This window comes from Fictibacillus sp. UD, assembly GCF_043558025.1.
Taxonomy (GTDB): Bacteria; Bacillota; Bacilli; order Bacillales; family Fictibacillaceae; genus Fictibacillus.
This window is the reverse complement of record NZ_JARUHH010000003.1, coordinates 329385-350061: the sequence shown is the minus strand read 5'-3', so window position 1 is coordinate 350061 and position 20677 is coordinate 329385. Positions and strand designations below refer to the sequence as shown.

General features: G+C 39.1%; 16 protein-coding genes and 1 pseudogene. 16 read left to right on the top strand and 1 reads right to left on the bottom strand.

Translation table 11 applies throughout. The features are described 5' to 3' along the window. The first annotated feature begins 20 nt into the window (after positions 1-20). The 15 genes and pseudogenes from recA (at position 21) to hfq (ending at position 18875) form a co-directional block, all read left to right on the top strand. Positions 21-1067, top strand: coding sequence for a recombinase RecA (recA, locus tag P8610_RS07985; RefSeq protein ID WP_394603888.1), 1047 nt, complete (start codon positions 21-23; stop codon positions 1065-1067). 482 nt (positions 1068-1549) lie between these two features. Then, positions 1550-1684, top strand: coding sequence for a hypothetical protein (locus tag P8610_RS07980; protein ID WP_394603887.1), 135 nt, complete (start codon positions 1550-1552; stop codon positions 1682-1684). Positions 1685-1953: 269 nt separating this feature from the next. Beyond that, a complete protein-coding gene (rny, locus tag P8610_RS07975; RefSeq protein ID WP_394603886.1) occupies positions 1954-3519 on the top strand; it encodes a ribonuclease Y in 1566 nt (521 codons plus the stop codon). Between the two features lie 547 nt (positions 3520-4066). Next, positions 4067-4327 (top strand): stage V sporulation protein SpoVS, encoded by a 261-nt coding sequence (spoVS, locus tag P8610_RS07970; RefSeq protein ID WP_010193268.1) that lies wholly within the window; start codon positions 4067-4069, stop codon positions 4325-4327. A gap of 351 nt (positions 4328-4678) precedes the next feature. Beyond that, a complete protein-coding gene (locus P8610_RS07965; protein ID WP_394603885.1) occupies positions 4679-6421 on the top strand; it encodes a 2-oxoacid:acceptor oxidoreductase subunit alpha in 1743 nt (580 codons plus the stop codon). A gap of 1 nt (position 6422) precedes the next feature. Further along, entirely contained in the window at positions 6423-7289 is an 867-nt protein-coding gene (locus tag P8610_RS07960; protein WP_289495627.1) for a 2-oxoacid:ferredoxin oxidoreductase subunit beta, read from the top strand. A 178-nt stretch (positions 7290-7467) separates the two neighbouring features. Then, complete coding sequence (tdh, locus tag P8610_RS07955) at positions 7468-8508, top strand: L-threonine 3-dehydrogenase (protein ID WP_394603883.1); 1041 nt, start codon at positions 7468-7470, stop codon at positions 8506-8508. 22 nt (positions 8509-8530) lie between these two features. Next, positions 8531-9706 carry a glycine C-acetyltransferase gene (locus tag P8610_RS07950; RefSeq protein WP_394603882.1) on the top strand — a complete coding sequence of 392 codons (1176 nt, stop codon included), beginning with the start codon at positions 8531-8533 and terminating at the stop codon, positions 9704-9706. A 360-nt stretch (positions 9707-10066) separates the two neighbouring features. After that, positions 10067-11587: a tRNA (N6-isopentenyl adenosine(37)-C2)-methylthiotransferase MiaB gene (gene miaB, locus P8610_RS07945; RefSeq protein WP_394603881.1), complete on the top strand. Its 1521-nt coding sequence runs from the start codon at positions 10067-10069 to the stop codon at positions 11585-11587. After that, entirely contained in the window at positions 11587-12021 is a 435-nt protein-coding gene (locus tag P8610_RS07940; RefSeq protein ID WP_289495623.1) for a RicAFT regulatory complex protein RicA family protein, read from the top strand. The genes miaB and P8610_RS07940 overlap by 1 nt, the downstream gene beginning before the upstream one ends. Before the next feature lie 475 nt (positions 12022-12496). After that, the gene (gene cotE, locus P8610_RS07935) at positions 12497-13069 is read left to right on the top strand and encodes an outer spore coat protein CotE (RefSeq protein WP_289495622.1); all 573 of its coding nucleotides are present in this window, start codon (positions 12497-12499) and stop codon (positions 13067-13069) included. 104 nt (positions 13070-13173) lie between these two features. Continuing rightward, complete coding sequence (gene mutS / locus P8610_RS07930) at positions 13174-15765, top strand: DNA mismatch repair protein MutS (RefSeq protein WP_394603880.1); 2592 nt, start codon at positions 13174-13176, stop codon at positions 15763-15765. 16 nt (positions 15766-15781) lie between these two features. Then, positions 15782-17647, top strand: a pseudogene (mutL, locus tag P8610_RS07925) (DNA mismatch repair endonuclease MutL). A 9-nt stretch (positions 17648-17656) separates the two neighbouring features. Then, positions 17657-18607 (top strand): tRNA (adenosine(37)-N6)-dimethylallyltransferase MiaA, encoded by a 951-nt coding sequence (gene miaA, locus P8610_RS07920; RefSeq protein WP_394603878.1) that lies wholly within the window; start codon positions 17657-17659, stop codon positions 18605-18607. Between the two features lie 31 nt (positions 18608-18638). After that, a complete protein-coding gene (gene hfq, locus P8610_RS07915) occupies positions 18639-18875 on the top strand; it encodes an RNA chaperone Hfq (RefSeq protein WP_289495618.1) in 237 nt (78 codons plus the stop codon). Between the two features lie 54 nt (positions 18876-18929). Here the strand turns inward: hfq and P8610_RS07910 are convergent, their stop codons facing one another. After that, positions 18930-19904 (bottom strand): tyrosine-type recombinase/integrase, encoded by a 975-nt coding sequence (locus tag P8610_RS07910; protein ID WP_394603876.1) that lies wholly within the window; start codon positions 19902-19904, stop codon positions 18930-18932. A gap of 101 nt (positions 19905-20005) precedes the next feature. Between P8610_RS07910 and P8610_RS07905 the strand changes: the two genes are divergently transcribed. Then, positions 20006-20584, top strand: a complete 579-nt coding sequence (locus tag P8610_RS07905) for a YhcN/YlaJ family sporulation lipoprotein (protein ID WP_394603875.1) — start codon at positions 20006-20008, stop codon at positions 20582-20584. Positions 20585-20677: the final 93 nt, after the last annotated feature.

Sequence of the window (20677 nt, the reverse complement as noted above, 5' to 3'; positions counted from 1 at the left end):
GAATTAGAGGAGTGAATGGAATGAGCGATCGAAAAGCGGCTCTAGATATGGCTTTACGCCAAATTGAAAAGCAGTTCGGTAAAGGTTCTATTATGAAGTTGGGTGAACAGACTGAACAGCGAATCTCAACAGTTTCCAGCGGATCCATTGCATTGGATATCGCACTTGGAATCGGCGGATATCCGCGCGGAAGAATTATCGAAGTATACGGTCCTGAATCTTCAGGTAAAACGACGGTAGCACTTCATGCCATTGCAGAAGTTCAGAGAAACGGCGGACAAGCTGCCTTTATTGATGCTGAGCATGCGCTTGATCCTGAATATGCACAAAAGCTAGGTGTAAATATTGATGAGCTATTATTGTCCCAGCCTGATACAGGAGAACAAGCATTGGAAATTGCTGAAGCGCTGGTAAGAAGCGGCGCCGTTGATATTTTAATTATCGATTCAGTTGCTGCGCTTGTTCCTAAAGCCGAGATCGAAGGAGAAATGGGAGACTCTCACGTTGGTCTTCAAGCTCGATTGATGTCTCAAGCATTGCGTAAACTTTCTGGTGCAATCAATAAGTCCAAAACCATCGCAGTGTTTATTAACCAAATCCGTGAAAAAGTTGGTGTGATGTTCGGGAACCCTGAAACAACTCCTGGCGGAAGAGCGTTAAAATTCTACTCTTCAGTACGTTTAGAAGTGCGCCGTGCTGAACAGCTGAAACAAGGTCAAGATGTTGTTGGTAATAAAACAAAGATTAAAGTTGTAAAAAACAAAGTTGCGCCTCCGTTTAGAACGGCTGAGGTTGATATTATGTATGGAGAAGGAATCTCGTACCAAGGTGAGATTCTTGATATCGGTTCAGATATCGACATCGTTCAAAAGAGCGGTGCGTGGTATTCTTACGAAGGCGAGCGTCTAGGTCAAGGACGTGAGAACTCTAAGCAATATCTAAAAGAAAATCCTGAGATTGCATCCGCAATCGTTGCAGAGATTCGAAACTATTATCAGCTAGAGGGTAAAGTGACGGTTGAAGCAGAAGCTCCTTCACTAGAAGAAGAGTTTGAGCTAACTGAATAGTAATCAAATTGAAGACTGGTCAATACGACCGGTCTTTTTTTTATGTTCGAAAAGCAGTTTTCTAAAACACTCTTCTCTAAAAATTTATTGCTTTCAAACCTTCAGTCTTGTTTCTTCTTTGACAGTTTATAGGATTGCAAGGTGTGGGACTCCTCGAAAATTAAACTTCAAATTTTCTTCGTGCAATGTGTCGCTGCCGAAGCTTTTCTTATCCCGCGGGACAGGCGGAGTACGATATGTGGAAGTGACTCGTTCAGCCCAGACAAGCAAAAGGTGAAGGGGCTAGAAAGGCGCACTTTCTCATCGCAGATCATTTATTTTTAGATCATGAGGGACAAGCGACTGCAGCTAAACAGGAGAGCGGAAATTGAGTACCTGAAATGGAATTCTACCACTTTTAATAACAACGAAATTAACAACAAACGCCTTGTTAAAAATTGTCGCTTTCAAAACTTACTTTCATTTTCTTCTTTGATAGTTGATTGGAGTGGAAGGGGCGAGACTCCTGCGGGACAGGCGGGCAGGTGAGACACTTAAGAGTGAGACGTACAAATGTGGCTCACCGCCTGCCCCGCGGAAAGCGAGCACCTGGAACGGAAATCAACCACTACCAATAACTACAAAGTTTAAGAAAACAGTTTCCTAATTAACGAAACTGACAGGCAAAATATGCTCCTTGCTATTTTTAAGTCAACCTATTATTATAGAAGATTGACTCTCTTGACAAGCTTTGGGCACACCTATAAAATGGAGATATATTTTGATTTCTTATGAAATTAAAAGATATGTATAGAATTTGTACGACATGAATGGTGCACAGCACATGTAACACGATTGACGCCAAGAAATGCAGTATGAAAAGCAGAAAGCAAGAGGAGGTGGGAATATGCCAAGTTTAGCAGTATTCATCTCCAGTTTGCTTGTCTCACTAGGTGTCGGTGCTATTGTCGGATATCTTGTTAGGAAATCAATTGCTGAAGCGAAGATTTCAAGCGCAGAACAAGCAGCTGCGCAAATTGTTGAAGATGCAAAGCGCGATGCTGACGCTAGCAAGAAAGAAGCGCTGTTAGAAGCAAAAGATGAAATCCATAAGCTACGTACCGAAGCTGAACGCGAAATTCGCGAACGTCGAAACGAGCTTCAAAAACAAGAACATCGATTGGTTCAAAAAGAAGAGATCCTAGACAGAAAAAGTGAAACTCTTGACAAAAAAGAGGAATCTTTAGAACGACGTGAGGAGTCTCTCACCAAAAAACAGCGACAAATTGAAGAGATTGAAAGCAAAGTGGAGGAATTGCTGAAAGAACAGCAGCGAGAGCTTGAGCGCATTTCCAGTATTACCAGGGATGAAGCCCGCCAAATTATCATGACTGAAACTGAGAACGAAATGACACATGAGTTGGCGATGATGGTAAAAGAAATGGAAAACCGTGCTAAAGAAGAAGCGGACAAGAAAGCAAAAGAAATTCTTTCACTAGCTATCCAACGCTGCGCAGCCGATCACGTAGCAGAAACTACTGTTTCTGTTGTTAACCTTCCTAACGATGAAATGAAGGGAAGAATTATTGGACGTGAAGGACGAAACATTAGGACTTTAGAAACGTTAACTGGAATCGATTTGATTATTGATGATACTCCGGAAGCCGTAATTCTGTCCGGTTTCGATCCAATCCGCCGTGAAATTGCGCGAATGGCACTGGACAAGCTTGTACAGGATGGAAGAATTCACCCTGCACGAATTGAAGAGATGGTTGAAAAATCCCGCAGAGAAGTGGATGAGTACATCCGCGAAGTTGGAGAACAGACTACTTTTGAAGTAGGTGTTCACGGACTTCATCCAGATTTAATCAAGATTCTTGGACGTCTAAAGTATCGTACAAGTTACGGTCAGAACGTATTGAAACACTCAACAGAGGTGGCTTACTTAGCTGGATTAATGGCAGCAGAAGTAGGAGAAGACGTTCATCTTGCAAGAAGAGCTGGATTGCTTCATGACATCGGTAAAGCAATTGACCATGAAGTGGAAGGCAGTCACGTTGACATTGGTGTTGAACTTGCTACAAAGTACAAAGAACACCCAGTAGTCATCAACAGTATAGCGTCTCACCACGGAGACACTGAAGCAACTTCAATCATCGCAACACTTGTTGCAGCAGCAGATGCTTTATCTGCCGCTAGACCAGGAGCACGTCGTGAAACTTTAGAAACGTATATTCGCAGACTTGAGAAACTAGAAGAGATTTCAGAATCATTTGATGGTGTTGAAAAATCATTTGCTATTCAAGCAGGACGCGAAATTCGTATCATGGTTAAACCAGACATGGTTGATGATGTAGCCTCATACAGACTTGCACGTGATATCACGAAGAAGATCGAAAGTGAATTGGATTATCCAGGTCACATCAAAGTTACGGTTATTCGTGAAACGAGAGCAGTTGAATACGCGAAATAAACGGATAAAGCGGTGGGATTCCCACCGCTTTTTATTATGGACGCGAATAAGCAAAGAAATTTTATCTCATATAAGATTTTAACTAAATGTTCATTTTTAAAAGATTGTTGATAAGCTCTTCCTTTATGCTGTTCATTGATAAGTTGATTTAAGTAGAAGTTACAAGTTTTCAAGGGGAAAGAGAAGTAAATTGAAACTCTAATGGTGCAAAGCGGCAGGACGCTCACCGTCATGATCCGTTGAAAGCGAGTACTTTCTAGAACAACAATGTATGCGAAAACAGCCTTGCTTAATGCTGATAAAATCGCATTTTTACTTACATATTTTGATAACCTCTGAGAAGTGGTTGTTTTTTGCTGAAATAACCACTTTTTGGTTTGAATGACGTTTGTTAAGGGTACATGTATACCGGGGTTTATTCATAGGGCGCTGCTTAAAACAAATAAAGAGATAGAGAGACTACCCAGAAATTTGTTTCGGCAGGAATACAAGCCTTAATCAATGAATATAGTAGAACAGGTATCTATCCTGAAGGAGGTTCAAAACAATGGAAATATTAAAAGTTTCAGCAAAATCCAACCCCAACTCTGTAGCTGGTGCACTCGCTGGTGTTCTCCGGGAACGAGGAGGCGCTGAAATCCAAGCAATAGGAGCAGGTGCATTAAACCAAGCTGTTAAAGCAGTAGCTATCGCACGAGGTTTCGTAGCACCGAGCGGAGTCGACCTCATTTGTATACCAGCATTTACAGATATCTTAATTGATGGGGAAGAAAGAACGGCCATTAAATTAATAGTTGAACCGCGATAACAAATGAAACCTGTTTACTTATCTAGATAAGTAAACAGGTTTTTAGTTTATAGTAAGAGTCTTTGAATGATTATATAAGATGAGACATAAGGAGGAAATCGAGTAACTTTACTCGAATTCATTAAATAGTTTCATGTTGTTTCTATGAACTTTTAATTTTTACCTTTTTTTGCAATAGTTTGAATTATACTAGTCGAATACTTGCATTTTTATGAAGTTAAGTCTAGAATTGTAGACGTTTAGTACATAATTAATTTAAACGTGTAAAAGCGTAAAAATCAGCATGAAACCATACTAAATTTAGTTATTGGTTAAAAAACTAACGTTTGGGTTACTGAAAGGGTGGAGTACATGATTGATCAACTTTCTTGGAAAGTTGGCGGACAGCAGGGTGAAGGAATTGATAGTACAGGTGAAATTTTTGCAATGGCACTCAACCGCCTAGGCTACTATCTGTATAGCTATCGACACTTTTCTTCCAGAATTAAAGGCGGTCATACCAACAATAAAATTCGTGTAAGCACGAGTGAAACCCGTTCGATTTCTGATGATCTTGATATTTTAATAGCATTCGATCAAGAAACGATTGATGTGAATGTTCATGAGCTTCGTGACGGAGGAGTAGTGATTGGAGATTCTAAATTTAATCCTACTGTTCCAGAGGACCTTAATGTTAGATTGTATGCGGTTCCATTTACAGAAATCGCGAGTGAACTTGGAACATCTCTTATGAAAAACATGGTGGCGATCGGTGCTACGAGTGCTGTATTAGGTCTGCCTGTTGAAAGCTACCTTGAAGTAGTAGAAGAGATCTTCTCACGTAAAGGTGCAAAAGTAGTAGAAAAGAACATGGAGGCTATTCAAAAAGGCGCAGATCATTTTAACGAACTATCTGGCGGACAGATTGATGGTTTTCAATTAAATAAAGCAGATGGCAAAAAAAGAATGTTCATGATCGGAAACGATGCGATCGCTCTAGGTTTTGTTACAGGCGGCGTGCGCTTTATGGCAGCATATCCAATCACTCCAGCGTCTGAGATCATGGAATACTTGATCAAGAAACTTCCGGAGTTCGGTGGAACCGTTATTCAAACAGAAGATGAGATCGCAGCATGTACGATGGCAATTGGAGCAAATTATGCCGGAGTAAGAACCATAACGTCTTCAGCAGGTCCTGGTCTATCCTTAATGATGGAAGCTCTTGGATTATCAGGGATGACTGAGGTACCTCTCGTTGTCGTTGATACACAGCGTGGCGGACCTTCAACAGGCCTTCCTACAAAACAAGAACAGTCAGACTTGATGGCGATGATCTATGGTACTCATGGAGAAATCCCTAAAGTTGTAATGGCACCAAGTACTGTGGAAGAAGCATTTTATGATGCAGTAGAAGCATTGAATATTGCAGAAGAATATCAAATACCAGTTATCTTATTAACAGATCTTCAGCTTTCTCTAGGTAAACAATCTGTAGAACCATTAGACTTCAGCCGCGTGGAAATTCGCCGCGGAAAGCTAGATCCAAACCAAGAACTTCCTGTTACGGAAGATAAGGATGGTTATTTTAAACGCTACGAAGTGACAGAAGATGGAATATCTCCTCGTGTTATTCCAGGCATGAAAAATGGCATCCACCATGTAACGGGTGTTGAGCATGATGAGACAGGTAAGCCTTCTGAAGTGGCAGAAAACCGTCAGAAACAGATGGATAAACGTCTTCGCAAGCTTCAAAGTTTGCGCTTCAACGTTCCAGTTGTTAAACAAGCTCCACATGAGGAAGCTGACATCCTGCTTGTCGGATTCAACTCAACAAGAGGTGTTATTGAAGAAGCGATCCCTCGTTTAGAGGCAGAAGGACTAAAGGTAAATCATGCACATATTCGTTTAATCCATCCGTTCCCTGCGGATGAAATGAAATCGATGATTGATCGTGCAAAGAACGTTATTGTCGTTGAGAATAACGCAACAGGTCAGCTTGCTAATATTCTTAAAATGAATGTTGGGCAACATGAAAAGATTAAGAACTTATTGAAATATGATGGGAATCCTTTCTTACCATCAGAAGTTGTCATGAAATGCAAGGAGCTGATTTAATATGGCTACATTTAAAGATTTTCGTAACAGCATCAAGCCGAACTGGTGCCCAGGCTGTGGTGATTTTTCCGTACAAGCTGCCATTCAAAGGGCATCTGCCAATGTAGGTTTAGAACCAGATGATCTTGCTGTAATTTCAGGGATCGGATGTTCTGGACGTATCTCCGGTTATATTAAATCTTACGGATTCCATGGCATTCATGGACGTTCACTTCCAATCGCACAAGGTGTTAAGATGGCCAACCGTGATCTGACTGTTATTGCTTCGGGTGGAGACGGTGATGGTTTTGCGATAGGTATGGGTCACACAGTGCATGCGATTAGAAGAAATATTGATATTACTTACATCGTTATGGACAATCAGATCTATGGTTTAACAAAAGGTCAAACATCTCCGCGTTCTGATGTCGGTTTTAAAACGAAGAGTACACCAGAAGGTTCAGTAGAATCTGCGATCGGTATCATGGAATTAGCCTTAACAGCTGGTGCTACATTCGTTGCTCAAAGTTTCTCCACTGACCTTAAAGAGCTAACGTCCATCATTGAAGCAGGAATCAATCATAAAGGATTCTCTCTGATCAATGTGTTTTCACCATGTGTTACATATAACAAAGTGAACACATATGATTGGTTTAAAGAACATCTGATTTCTTTAAGTACGATAGAAGATTATGATTCTTCTAACCGTATGATGGCGATGCAGACACTTATGGAGAATAAAGGTCTAGTTAAAGGGATCATCTATCAAGACAAGGTGAAGCCTTCATACCAAGATCTTGCTCATGGTTACAGCAAGGATGCTCTAGCAAAAGCTGATTTGAAAATGCCGGAAGAAAAGTTCAATCAATTGATGGCAGAATTTATGTAATATCAAGCTCTTCTCCTGATTTAGGAGAAGAGTTTTTTACTTATAGAAAAAATTTTTAAAATTTTTTTCAGTATCTGCGAATGTCCGTGTGATGTGGACAGTGCCCTTTACCTCACTATTTAATCCATGTACAATAATTGTGGATATGATATTTTGTGTTTAGTGAGGAGTGTTTTCTGTGCAAGGAAAAATGAAAGCAATTGTTAAGCATCATGCGGGTTACGGAGCTAAATTAGATACAGTAGATATTCCTGAGATTAACGAGAATGAAGTTTTGATCAAAGTAAAAGCAACTTCAATCTGCGGGACTGATGTCCATATTTATACATGGGATGAGTGGTCGCAAAGCCGTGTTAAGCCTCCATATGTATTTGGTCATGAGTTTTCTGGAGTGGTTGAGAAAATCGGGGATGCTGTAACAAATGTTTCAGTAGGAGATCATGTTTCAGCTGAAACACATATTGTTTGTCATTCTTGTCCACAATGCTTAAAGGGACAGTTTCATATTTGTAAAAACACCAAGATTATCGGTGTAGATACTCATGGCTGTTTTGCAGAATATGTTGCGATGCCAGCAGAAAACATCTGGAGAAATGACCCTAAGATGCCTTTCGAACATGGTTCGATTCAAGAGCCGATGGGTAATGCGGTGCATACCGTTTTAGCGGGTGATGTTGCTGGTAAGACAGTTGCAGTCATCGGCTGCGGACCGATTGGTGTCATGGCGGTAAATGTAGCCAAAGCTGCAGGAGCAAGCCAAGTGATTGCAATCGATCTGAATGAATATCGTTTAGATCTTGCGGAAAAAGTTGGAGCGACAGAAGTAATCAATCCTAAAACCCAAGACCCTGTTGAAAAAGTTATGAACTTGACAGATGGCAATGGAGTAGATGTCGTATGCGAGATGAGTGGTCATCCTGTAGCAATCGATCAAGGATTTAAAATGATCACAAACGGTGGCCGGGTATCTATTTTGAGTCTTCCTGTAAAACCAGTTGAGATCGATCTAACGAATGACGTTGTGTTTAAAGGTGTAACGGTTCAAGGAATCACAGGAAGAAAGATGTACGAAACATGGCAGCAGGTATCAGGACTTTTACAGTCAGGCAGCATGCATCCAGAAACGATTATTACACACACTCTTCCACTCGAGCAGTTTGAAGAAGGCTTTGATTTAATGATAAAAGGGAATTGCGGAAAAGTAGTTCTTATTCCTTAAATTTGAAAGGAGCTTGAAACGAATGAAAGGTTTTGAATACTTACAAGAAGAATTGGACCACATGAAAGATGAAGGTACGTTTAGAAAATTAGTACCTCTAGAATCAGAGCAAGGTTCCAAAGTTGTGATCAACGGAAAAGAAGTGATTCAGCTTTCTTCTAACAATTACTTGGGCCTTACAAGCCATCCTAAGATGAAAGAAGCAGCTTTAGAAGCTGTCGAGAAGTTTGGTGTTGGGACGGGTTCCGTTCGTACGATTGCTGGAACGCTTTCTATGCATGAAGAATTTGAACAAAAACTTGCTGAATTTAAACATACTGAAGCGTGTCTTGTATTCCAATCAGGTTTTTCTACAAATCAGGGAATACTTTCTGCAATTCTTACTGATCAAGACGTTGTTATTTCTGATGAGTTAAACCATGCATCTATCATTGACGGTATACGTCTAACAAAAGCGAAGCGCAGAATTTACAAACACGTGGATCTTGAAGATTTAGAAGCAGCTTTAAAAGAAACACAAAAATTTAGAAAAAGAATCGTCGTAACAGATGGCGTGTTTTCAATGGACGGAAATATTGCACCACTCCCTGGAATCGTGGAGCTTGCAGAAAAATATGATGCTCTCGTTATGGTAGATGACGCGCATGCAAGTGGTGTGTTAGGAACAAACGGCCGTGGTACGATCGACCATTTTAACTTGAATGGACGCGTTCACATCCAAGTTGGAACCTTAAGTAAGGCGATTGGTGTTCTTGGGGGATATATTGCAAGTACACAAACATTAAGAGACTACCTGATCCATAAAGGCCGTCCGTTCTTGTTTAGTACATCTCATCCGCCTGCAGTTATTGCTGCAAGTTCAGCAGCAATCGATGTATTAGAGGAAGAACCAGAGCATATGGAAAGACTGTGGGAAAACACAAAATTCTTTAAAGCAGGATTAAAAGAACTTGGGTTTAATACAGGAGTAAGTGAAACACCGATTACACCAGTACTTGTTGGTGATGATGCCTTAGCACATAAACTATCAGATACGTTGTTAAAATACGGTGTTTTTGCTCAAGGAATTGCATTCCCAACTGTAGCAAAAGGAAAAGCGCGTGTCCGTACGATCGTAACGGCTCAGCACACGAAAGAAGAACTTCAAACAGCGCTAGATGCGTTTGAAAAAGCAGGGAAAGAACTAGGAATTATATAATCTAACGATAAAGTTGACTTATTAAGGGCTTATGAGCTTTTTAAGTCAACTTTTTTAAGCTGTTTGTAATTTGTTTTGCTAATACATAAACATGAATAGGTTTAGTTGTTTTACAAGGAAAGACAGACTTGTACCTACTACTGAAGTGGAGACCAACCAATTATAAGCTGTCTTATAAGCGTTACAGACATGTCGTAAAACCTTAGCTAGAAATTTACTGTAATATCATTATGTTAACTAATAGATTGCACGTTTAACTATAACCTAATATTTGATATAATGTTACAGTTAGATGATTCATTAGACTCAAAAATTGGAACGGATAAGTAAGCAGTAGAGGCAATAAGGAGTGAAGGTGTCTTGGATACTACGAAAGACAATCTTAAAGAAACTACGAACGATAAAAAAAGAGACTACTCACAATACTTTCAAACTACTTATGCTCCACCATCGTTAAAAGATGCAAAAAAGCGTGGTAAAGAGCAGATTCAAATACTTAAAGATTTTTCCATTCCGGAAAATTTGAAAGATATTGGTGTTGGAAAAAAGTTTTATATTCGTACGTATGGCTGTCAGATGAACGAGCACGATACAGAAGTTATGGCTGGTATTCTAAATGAAATGGGCTATGAGACTACACATTCTACAGAAGAAGCGGATATTATCCTTCTTAACACTTGTGCGATTCGTGAAAATGCTGAAAATAAAGTGTTCGGTGAACTTGGGCATTTAAAACATACGAAAGCAAATAACCCGAATCTTCTTTTAGGTGTATGCGGATGTATGTCCCAAGAGGAATCAGTTGTAAATCGAATTTTATCAACGTATCCTCAAGTAGATATGATCTTTGGTACACACAACATCCATCGACTTCCGCAAATTATTGAGAATGCATTATTCTCAAAAGAAATGGTAGTTGAGGTTTGGTCCAAAGAAGGGGATATCGTTGAGAATCTTCCGAGAAAGCGTAAAGGAAACGTTAAAGGCTGGGTAAACATTATGTACGGCTGCGATAAGTTTTGTACGTATTGTATCGTTCCATATACAAGAGGAAAAGAACGAAGCCGCCATCCACAAGATATTATTGAAGAAGTTAGACAGCTTGCTAGAGAAGGATATAAAGAAGTTACGCTGTTAGGACAAAATGTTAACGCATACGGTAAGGATTTTGAGGATTTAGAATACGGACTTGGCGACTTGATGGACGAGATCCGCAAGATCGATATTCCTAGACTTCGCTTTACAACAAGCCATCCTCGTGATTTTGATGACAGGCTGATTGAAGTTCTTGCTAAAGGCGGAAACATTGTAGATCATGTGCATCTGCCTGTCCAACATGGAAACAGCGATATACTCAAATTAATGGCTCGTAAATATACACGTGAACACTATTTAGAGCTTGTAAACAAGATCAAAGCTGCAATGCCGAATGTAGCTTTAACAACGGATATTATTGTCGGTTTCCCAAATGAGACCGAAGAGCAATTTGAAGAGACCTTATCTCTTGTTAAAGAGGTTCAATATGATGCTGCTTATACGTTCATTTATTCACCGCGTGAAGGTACTCCAGCAGCAAAAATGCAAGACAATGTACCGATGGAAGTTAAACGAGAGCGCCTTCAGCGATTGAACGCGATATTAAATGATATTTCTTTAGAAAAAAATAAGGCTTACGTTGGAAAAGTAGTTGAAGTATTGGTTGAAGGTGAAAGTAAAAAGAATCCTGATGTACTCACGGGTCACACAGGTTCAAATAAAGTAGTAAACTTTAAAGCACCTAAGCACCTGATAGGTGAAATCGTTAAAGTTCGGATTACCGATGCTAAAACGTGGAATCTTGGCGGAGAATGGGTAGAAGAAAAATCAGAGGTGGTAAGCTAATGAGCACTTATACAAAAGAAGATATTTTAGGAAAAGCGAAAGAACTTGCAAAAATGATCGCTACGACTGACGAAGTGGAATTCTTTAAAAAAGCAGAAGCACAGATCAACACGAATGCAAACGTAGCTAGACTTATGGGGCAAATTAAGAACCTTCAAAAACAAGCTGTAAATCTTCAGCATTATCAAAAGCATGAAGCTTCAAGAGAAGTAGAGGGGAAAATTGATGCGCTCATGGCTGAACTAGACAGCATTCCAGTTGTTCAAGAATTTAAACAGTCTCAAAGCGATGTAAACGACATTCTGCAGATGGTATCTCATACGATCTCAAACAAAGTGACGGATGAAATCATCGAATCTACTGGAGGCGACCTATTAAAAGGAACGACAGGTTCTCAAGAAGGCTGCTCACCTGGCGGCTGCGGCTGTCACTAAAAATCTTTCATATTTTAAGCACGGTGTCTCTCCTAGGCATCGTGTTTTTATTTTAGGCTCAGTTTTACTTTTTTGTTGATACCACTAAAATCTCACTGCAATTTCCAAAGCTCTTTTTTATGGATCGTTTCTATTGAATCATTTTTTCTTCATTCGAAAGTTGATTGGAGCGCAAGGTGCGAGACTCCTGGGGGATGAGTGGGCCAGGTGAGACTCCTAACAGCGCAAGCGCTAGGTAGGCTCACCGCACACCCCCCCCCGGAAAGCGAGCAACATGGAGCGGAGATCAACCACTTCCAAGTGCAACAACGATTGCGGAAAATAATTTCACGTACCGTACATAAATAATATTTTTAGAACATTGGACAACAAGCGCCCATATACTTAGAGTAATTGTGATTATAAAATTATTCAAGCACAATAGGCATCAGCCCAGCATACTATGTATGGAGATTGGTAGAGGAGGGGTTCATGTATGTCAAGACGCGTTGAACAAGACCTGACTTACAGAGAAATCATCACGAAAGCGGTTTGCGGGAAAGGAAGAAAATTTTCTCAGGCCACACATACAATTGCACCGAGCCATCGGCCGAGCAGCATTTTAGGGTGCTGGATTATCAATCATGCTTATAAACCAAACCGAAACGGTGAAGCGGTGGACGTAGAAGGAAGCTATGACATCAATGTCTGGTATTCGTACAATGATAATACACGTACCGAAGTAGTGACCGAAACCATTCATTTCGTAGACAAAGTGGATCTTAGTGTGAGAGATAAGAATGCTTTGGGGAATCAATATGAAGTTACATGCCGAGCACTTCAAGAGCCAAATACGTTAGAAGCTACGATTTCTCCAAACGGAAGTAAAGTTATTGTCCAAGTAGAAAGAGAATTTGTATGTGAGATTATTGGAGAAACAAAAGTATGTGTGTATGTAAATCCGGATGGTTTTGACGATGACCACAAGAGGGATTGGGAATATGATGTAGAAGATGAAAATTTCGAAGATCTAGATCCTAATTTTTTAATCGGTGATTTGGAAGAATAACGAGCGGGGAGAAAGCTTCCCGTTTTTTTCATGCAGAGAAAACGATAGAACTTATAAATTATGATATAATAGCGACATTGAAATGTTATGAAAAAGGTGAAATTATGGCTCAATATACTCCAATGATTCAACAATATTTATCAATCAAGGCAGCTCACCAGGATGCCTTTTTATTTTTTCGTCTAGGCGATTTTTATGAAATGTTTTTTGATGATGCCGTTAATGCATCACAGATTCTTGAAATTACACTTACAAGCAGAGATGGTGGATCTAAGGACAGAATTCCGATGTGCGGTGTGCCTTATCATTCTTCTGCAGGTTATATTAAAACGCTAGTTGAGAATGGTCATAAAGTGGCGATCTGTGAACAAGTGGAAGACCCGAAGCAGGCTGTTGGGGTTGTAAAGCGTGAAGTGATTCAGATCATTACGCCAGGAACAGTTATAGATGATCATCTGTTGCATGACAGAGAAAATAACTATCTTGTTTCAATCGAAAAAGAGAAAGAGTCCTATGCTTATATCCTTTGTGATTTGTCTACCGGTGAGTTGAAAGGCTATACATATTCCGGAAATGATCTTTCTTTTATTCAATTACTATTAAGTCATGGTGTTAAAGAAATAGTAGGTAACAAAGAGTTATCCGATGCATGGACGAGCATCATAGCACAAACTGGACAAGCATCAATTTCTATTCAAGAAGAAAACAGACTTGAAGACCAGTTCAGTCATCTTGTCAAAACAATTACCCATCCAGCATTAATACGTGCTGCAGGAAGATTGTTTTGTTATTTAACACATACACAAAAACGCTCTTTTCAGCACATTAAAACGGTTGAATTTCAGCAGAACGATAAAAGAATGAAGCTAGATGCGTTCTCTAAACGCAATTTAGAACTAACTGAATCAATCCGTGCAAAAGGAAAAAAGGGTTCATTGCTTTGGCTGTTAGATGCTACGATGACCGCGATGGGTGCCAGGAAGTTAAAGCAGTGGGTAGAAGAACCCTTGTTTGTAAAAGAGACGATTGAGAAGCGCCTTCAACTTGTTGAGAATTTAATCGGTGAGTTCTTTGTTCGTGAAGAAATAAAAGAAAAATTAAAGTCTGTTTATGATATGGAGCGTCTTATTGCAAAAATTTCATACGGAAACGCTAGTCCAAGAGATTTAGTTCAATTAAAACGATCTCTTTTTAGTGTTCCTGTACTAAAAGAAAAGATAAAAGACATTCAAGGAGTATATGCTGCTGAACTGCACGCGAAGATGAACGATCATAAGGCACTTGCAGACTATTTAGACTCTGCGATCCATGATGAAGCACCTATCAACATTAAAGAAGGCGGCTTAATTAAATCAGGTTATAATGAAAAGCTTGATGAATATAAAGACGCAAGCAGCAACGGCAAAGCGTGGATTGCTGCACTCGAACAGCAAGAGAAGGCAGCTTCCGGCATTAAGTCGTTAAAGATCGGTTTCAATAAAATTTTCGGCTATTATATCGAGGTAACAAAATCTAATTTATCTCAAGTACCTGAGCGCTATGAACGAAAACAAACACTGGCGAATGCTGAGCGCTACGTTACACCTGAACTCAAAGAGAAAGAGCGGATTATTTTAGAAGCCGAAGAGAAGATTTCAGGACTTGAATACACACTCTTTTTACAAGTTAGAGAACATGTGAAACAATATATCCCAGGGCTTCAAGAACTCGCTTCAGCCATTTCAGAACTGGATGTTATTCAGTCTTTTGCAGCGATTAGTGAACAATATAGATATGTAAGACCAACTGTTTCTGAGGATGGAAAAGTAAATATTCTCGGAGGAAGACACCCTGTTGTCGAAAAAGTCATGGACGCGCAAGAATATGTTCCAAACGACATCTATTTAAATCATGAACGAAGCATGCTCCTGATCACGGGACCAAACATGGCTGGTAAGAGTACGTATATGCGTCAGCTTGCTTTAACATCTGTTATGATGCAGATCGGCTGCTTCGTTCCGGCAGAAAGTGCAGAGCTGCCTATGTTCGATCAGATCTTTACGCGAATTGGAGCTGCTGATGATTTAGTAGGTGGACAAAGTACGTTCATGGTCGAGATGCTTGAAACGAATTTTGCTTTAACGAGTGCAACGGAAAATAGTTTAATTCTATTAGATGAAATCGGTCGCGGAACATCTACGTATGATGGTATGGCTTTAGCACAATCAATCATCGAATTCATACACGAAAAGATATCAGCAAAGACACTGTTTTCAACTCATTATCATGAACTGACCGTTTTAGAAAAATCACTGCCGTCTCTTAAGAACGTATTTGTTAGTGCAGTAGAGGAAAATGGAAGCCTAGTATTTTTGCATAAAGTAATTGATGGGCAAGCCGATAAAAGCTTTGGTATCCAAGTGGCTGAGTTAGCTGAACTGCCAACAGAGGTCATATCAAGAGCTAAGACCATTTTACAAACATATGAGAATCATGAAAAAAGAGAAACACTCCCTATTCAAGAGGTTTCGGCTTCAAAAGAAGATGAGATGGAAGAAAGTCAGCTGAGTCTTTTTGCAGTCAAAAGTGAGAATGTAAGAAAAAAAGATTCAAAAGAACTCGACATTATTAAAGAAATAAAGGATTTAAATGTATTAGAGATGACACCTCTTGATGCGATAAATGCTCTGTATAAACTTCAGAAAAAAGTAAAATAAAAGGAGGCACTATATTATGGGCAAAATCGTCCAGTTAGATGAACATTTATCAAATAAGATCGCTGCTGGTGAAGTAGTTGAACGCCCAGCCTCTGTTGTGAAAGAACTTGTTGAAAATTCAATCGATGCGAATGCAACAAGAATCGAGATCGAAGTAGAAGAGGGCGGACTGTCACTGATTCGTGTGCTAGATAACGGAGACGGAATCGAGCCAGATGACTGTGTGCTGGCTTTTAACCGCCATGCAACAAGCAAGATTAAAAGTGAGCAAGACTTAATCCAGATTAAAACGATGGGTTTTCGAGGAGAAGCATTGCCAAGTATCTCGTCAGTCGCACAAGTGGAACTTAAATCTTCTACGGGGGAAGGTCCTGGTGCATATCTGTTCATTGAGAACGGAAAGATCAAGAATCAGCAGCAGACGAATAGCAGAAAAGGTACAGATCTGACGGTACGGAATTTGTTTTATAACACACCGGCTCGGTTAAAGCATGTTAAAACAATACAGACTGAATTGGGTACAATCAGTGATCTAGTAAACAGACTTGCCTTAGCGAATCCTAACATTTCTTTTCGTTTAAAACACAATGGCAAAGAGCTTCTGCATACATCAGGAAATGGCAATCTTCTGCAGATCATTGCTTCTGTATATGGCATTCAAACAGCAAAGAATATGATTCCTGTTTCTTTTTCGTCACTGGATTATGAAGTGTCAGGATATATTGCAAAACCTGAGATGAACCGTGCTTCACGGCAATATATGTCTCTTTTTATGAACGGAAGATATATTAAAAACTATGCAATCTCTAAAGCCATACAAAACGCCTATCACACGTTCTTGCCGATCGGACGTTTTCCAATATCCATTCTAGCCGTAAAAATGGATCCGACCATCATAGATGTGAACGTCCATCCATCTAAACATGAAGCGAGATTAAGCAAGGAAGCAGAACTCGTTCAGTTGGTAGAAAACGAGCTAAGAAAAGTTATAAGAAATCAGCAGCTTATACCGGATGTACAGTATAAGAAGAAAGAGCAAAAGAAAATAGATAGTGATGAGCAGCCTTCGTTTTCTTTTGATTATCGAACGAAAAAAGAAGACATAGAACTCGATCCTATCATCGATATAATGCCGGCTAGAAACTTGAACGCTACTCTTATTACTCAAACAAATCCTACTCATGTAAAAGAAGCGGCTAAACTTTTAGATGAGAATGAAGAAGTGCCAATTCCGACTAATGAGCCAGAGTCAGACATAATTCAGGGTCAAAATCTTTCAAAATCAGAGGGAATTCAAGAGAAAATACCGGTCATGTATCCCATCGGACAGATGCACGGAACATATATTCTAGCTCAAAATGAAAACGGACTTTATATGATTGATCAGCATGCCGCACAAGAACGGATAAAGTACGAGTATTTCAGAAAAAAAGTAGGACAAGTAGATCGAGAAGTCCAGCTTTTAACGGTTCCTTATACGTTTGAATTTACAGCGAGTGAAGCAGCATTTTTAGAAAATCATATACAAACCTTAAGTGAAGTCGGTCTGTTTCTTGAATCGTTTGGACAAAATACATTTATTGTAAGAGAGCATCCACAATGGTTTCCTAAGAGTTATGAAAAAGAAATCATGATGGATATTATGCATCAGGTGCTCGAATATAGAAAGATTGACATTGAAAAACTTAGAGAAGAAGCGGCCATCATGATGTCTTGTAAAGGATCCATTAAAGCTAATCATCATTTAAGAAATGATGAAATCTTTGCATTGCTAGAGTCACTAAGAGCATCTGAAGATCCATATACATGACCGCATGGAAGACCGATTACCATTCATTTATCAACTTATGAACTCGAAAAAATATTTAAGCGAGTCATGTAGGAGTCTATGATGAAAGAAAAATTAGTAGTGATTGTAGGGCCAACTGCTGTTGGAAAAACGAAAACAAGTATTGAACTGGCAAAAGCGATAAACGGTGAAATTATTAGCGGTGACTCCATGCAGGTCTATAAGGGGCTCGATATTGGAACGGCTAAGATCACTGAGGAAGAAAAGGAGGGAATCCCTCATTATTTAATCGATATAAAAGATCCTTCAGAGCCTTTTTCAGTTGCAGAGTTTCAAGTGTTAGCCAGAGAACGAATCTCGGAAATCAACAAAAGAGGTAAAATTCCGATCATTGTAGGAGGTACAGGTCTATACATTCGAGCTGTAACACACCATTATGAATTCTCGGAAGCCACTAAAAACATTGAAGTACGTAATCAGCTGCAAAAAAAAGCTGATACAGAAGGACGAGATGCTCTATATGCTGAATTGCTGAAAATTGATCCTGAGCGTGCGAAAGAAATTCACCCAAATAATGTGCAGCGTGTAATCAGAGCGCTTGAAATCTTTTATGAAACAGGAAATGCGCCATCAACACAACAGGGAAACCGAAAAAATGAGTATGAATCTCTCTACCAATTAGCTTTAGTAGGTTTGACGATGGATCGTGAACGGTTATATGAGCGAATTGATGAACGAGTGGATCTTATGGTTCAGCAAGGCGTAATTGAAGAAGCTAAAATGCTGTTTCAACAGGACATTACAAACAGTCTTGCAGCAAAAGCAATAGGATACAAAGAATTCTTTCCTTATCTTTCTGGTGAAAGTACATTAGAAGAATCGATCACACTTTTAAAACGTGACTCGAGGAGATATGCTAAGAGACAATTCACATGGTTCCGAAACCAAATGGATGTAGAATGGTTTTCGATGGATGAAGCTTCATTTCATAAAAAATTTACAGAAATTCGTCACTTTGTTGAAGGGAAATTAAAAATTTCCGAGAATGTATAAGGGTAATGCCCAAAGAGGAGGATCTGTTCACATGAAGCAATCAATCAATTTACAGGATCATTACTTAAACCAATTACGTCGCGAAACTATTTATGTGACCGTATATTTGCTGAATGGTTTTCAGCTTAAAGGTTTAGTGAAGGGGTTTGACAACTTTACTGTTGTACTAGAGGCAGATGGTAAGCAGCACCTCATTTACAAGCATGCCATTTCTACGTTTACCCCGCACCGAAATGTCGATTTATCTTCTGCAAATACGAATGAATAAAAAATACTCCCTAAGAGCCTGGATTTAAGGTTGTTAGGGAGTTTTTATATAGTTTTATGCTTTTAAAGTCTCGTCTAAGAATGTCTCATACCGATGTAGGGTAAGATGCGATTTTAAACCAAACCACATCTGTACTTCTTCTTCATCTTTTCCTTCTTTTAACAGATTTAGTATGGAAGTCCTCCTTAAATGGTGAGAACTAATTCCTTTTCTTAAACCCGAGCGCTGAATTTCTTGTCTTAGCATTTTTTGAATGGCAATAACCGTAAGTGGTTTTGGTTCATAATTTGCATAATCAAATCGGAAAGTTCCCCTCTGATAATCAAAAGCTATAAAGAAGCGGTCACAAGAATAACTCCTCGGTCTAATAGCTTCAGGAATATCTTCTTTGTAATCGTAAATGAAACGTTGTGTTTCATCATCAAGAGGAATCAAACGTGTTTCATTTTTATTTACAACAGTTAACTCATGTTGAGTAAAATGTACGTGTCTCATTTCAATGTTTGTTATTTCTTGCAATGTAAGGCCGTAATGATACAGAAGTGAAACGATTGCTTTGTTTCTTTTAATCAGCAAGTGTCTATATTTTTGTTGTTTTTCAGTTAAACCTTCATACGAAGACAGTGTATGAAAGAGAATTTGAAACTCTTCCTCTGAAATAAAATCCTCTTCAGTAAAATGAGTGTCCTCTTTAAGCTTTTGTTCGATTTCAACAAAAGGGTTGTATGTAATAAACCTGTTTGCATGCAGAAAGTGAAATAGACTTTTTATCACGGTAAACACTCTTTTAGTCGTTGCGGTCTTATATTCCCTTTGTTCGGTAAGAAATAAAAAATATTCTTCTAAAGCAGCAGCATCTAATTGTTGGATCACTTTCAAGTCATCTGTTTTCTTAATTACGCGAACCCAAGCAAAAAAATCACAAAGATCATAATAATAACGTTTAATCGTACTATTTTTTCTGCCTTTACTCTGTAAATGGGCAATAAATGAATCGGCATATTCGGGTAAGTGTGGATATTCTTCCATAATTGCCTCCTATAACCTCTTTTTCCCATTATAACAAAGGCTTATTTTTTTGCATATTTCAAACAAGTCCTATGGAAACTATGTAAAAAAGGATGATGAATATGCGAAAAGTAGGATTGCTGCTGTTATGTGCTATTTTTACTGTAAGTGCTTGTTCTGGAAAAACGGGGTCAGGTGATGAAACGCTCGATACGAAGCAAGTTAAATACGATACTTCAGAACGCAAACCGAATACTCAGATTGATTCACCGCTTGTTGTCGAAAAGTCTGATGAAGTTCATCAATCAAAAGATTTAGTTCAACTTGCCGAGAAAGTAAATGGAGTCGATAAAGCGTACGTAATTGTTAGTGGTATTTACACTTTAGTGGGGATTGTTCCTTCAGTACCGGTGGAGCCAGGTGAAGAAAACGATTCATTACGAAAAGAAGTATATAAAGTATTAAAAGGCAATGCACACGGAAGAAATGCTGCGATCACGACTGATCCTGTAAAGATAAAAGAAATAAAAAAAATAGGAAGTATTGCAGCTCAGAGTAAAAATGACTCAAAAAGCGGTGTTTACAATGAAATGGGAATTTTAATCGGGAAAATTAAGCCGGTGAAAGGACATTCACAATCAACAAAAAGGCAAGATATGCACGAAAATATGAATCAGCATCGTGATGATTTGTACGAGTAGTAGTCGGATATTTCCTAAGGAAGCGCAGAAAATGACAATGGTAGACATCAAGTTAACATAATAATGTTTATGTAAATAAAAAAGCATTTTCCT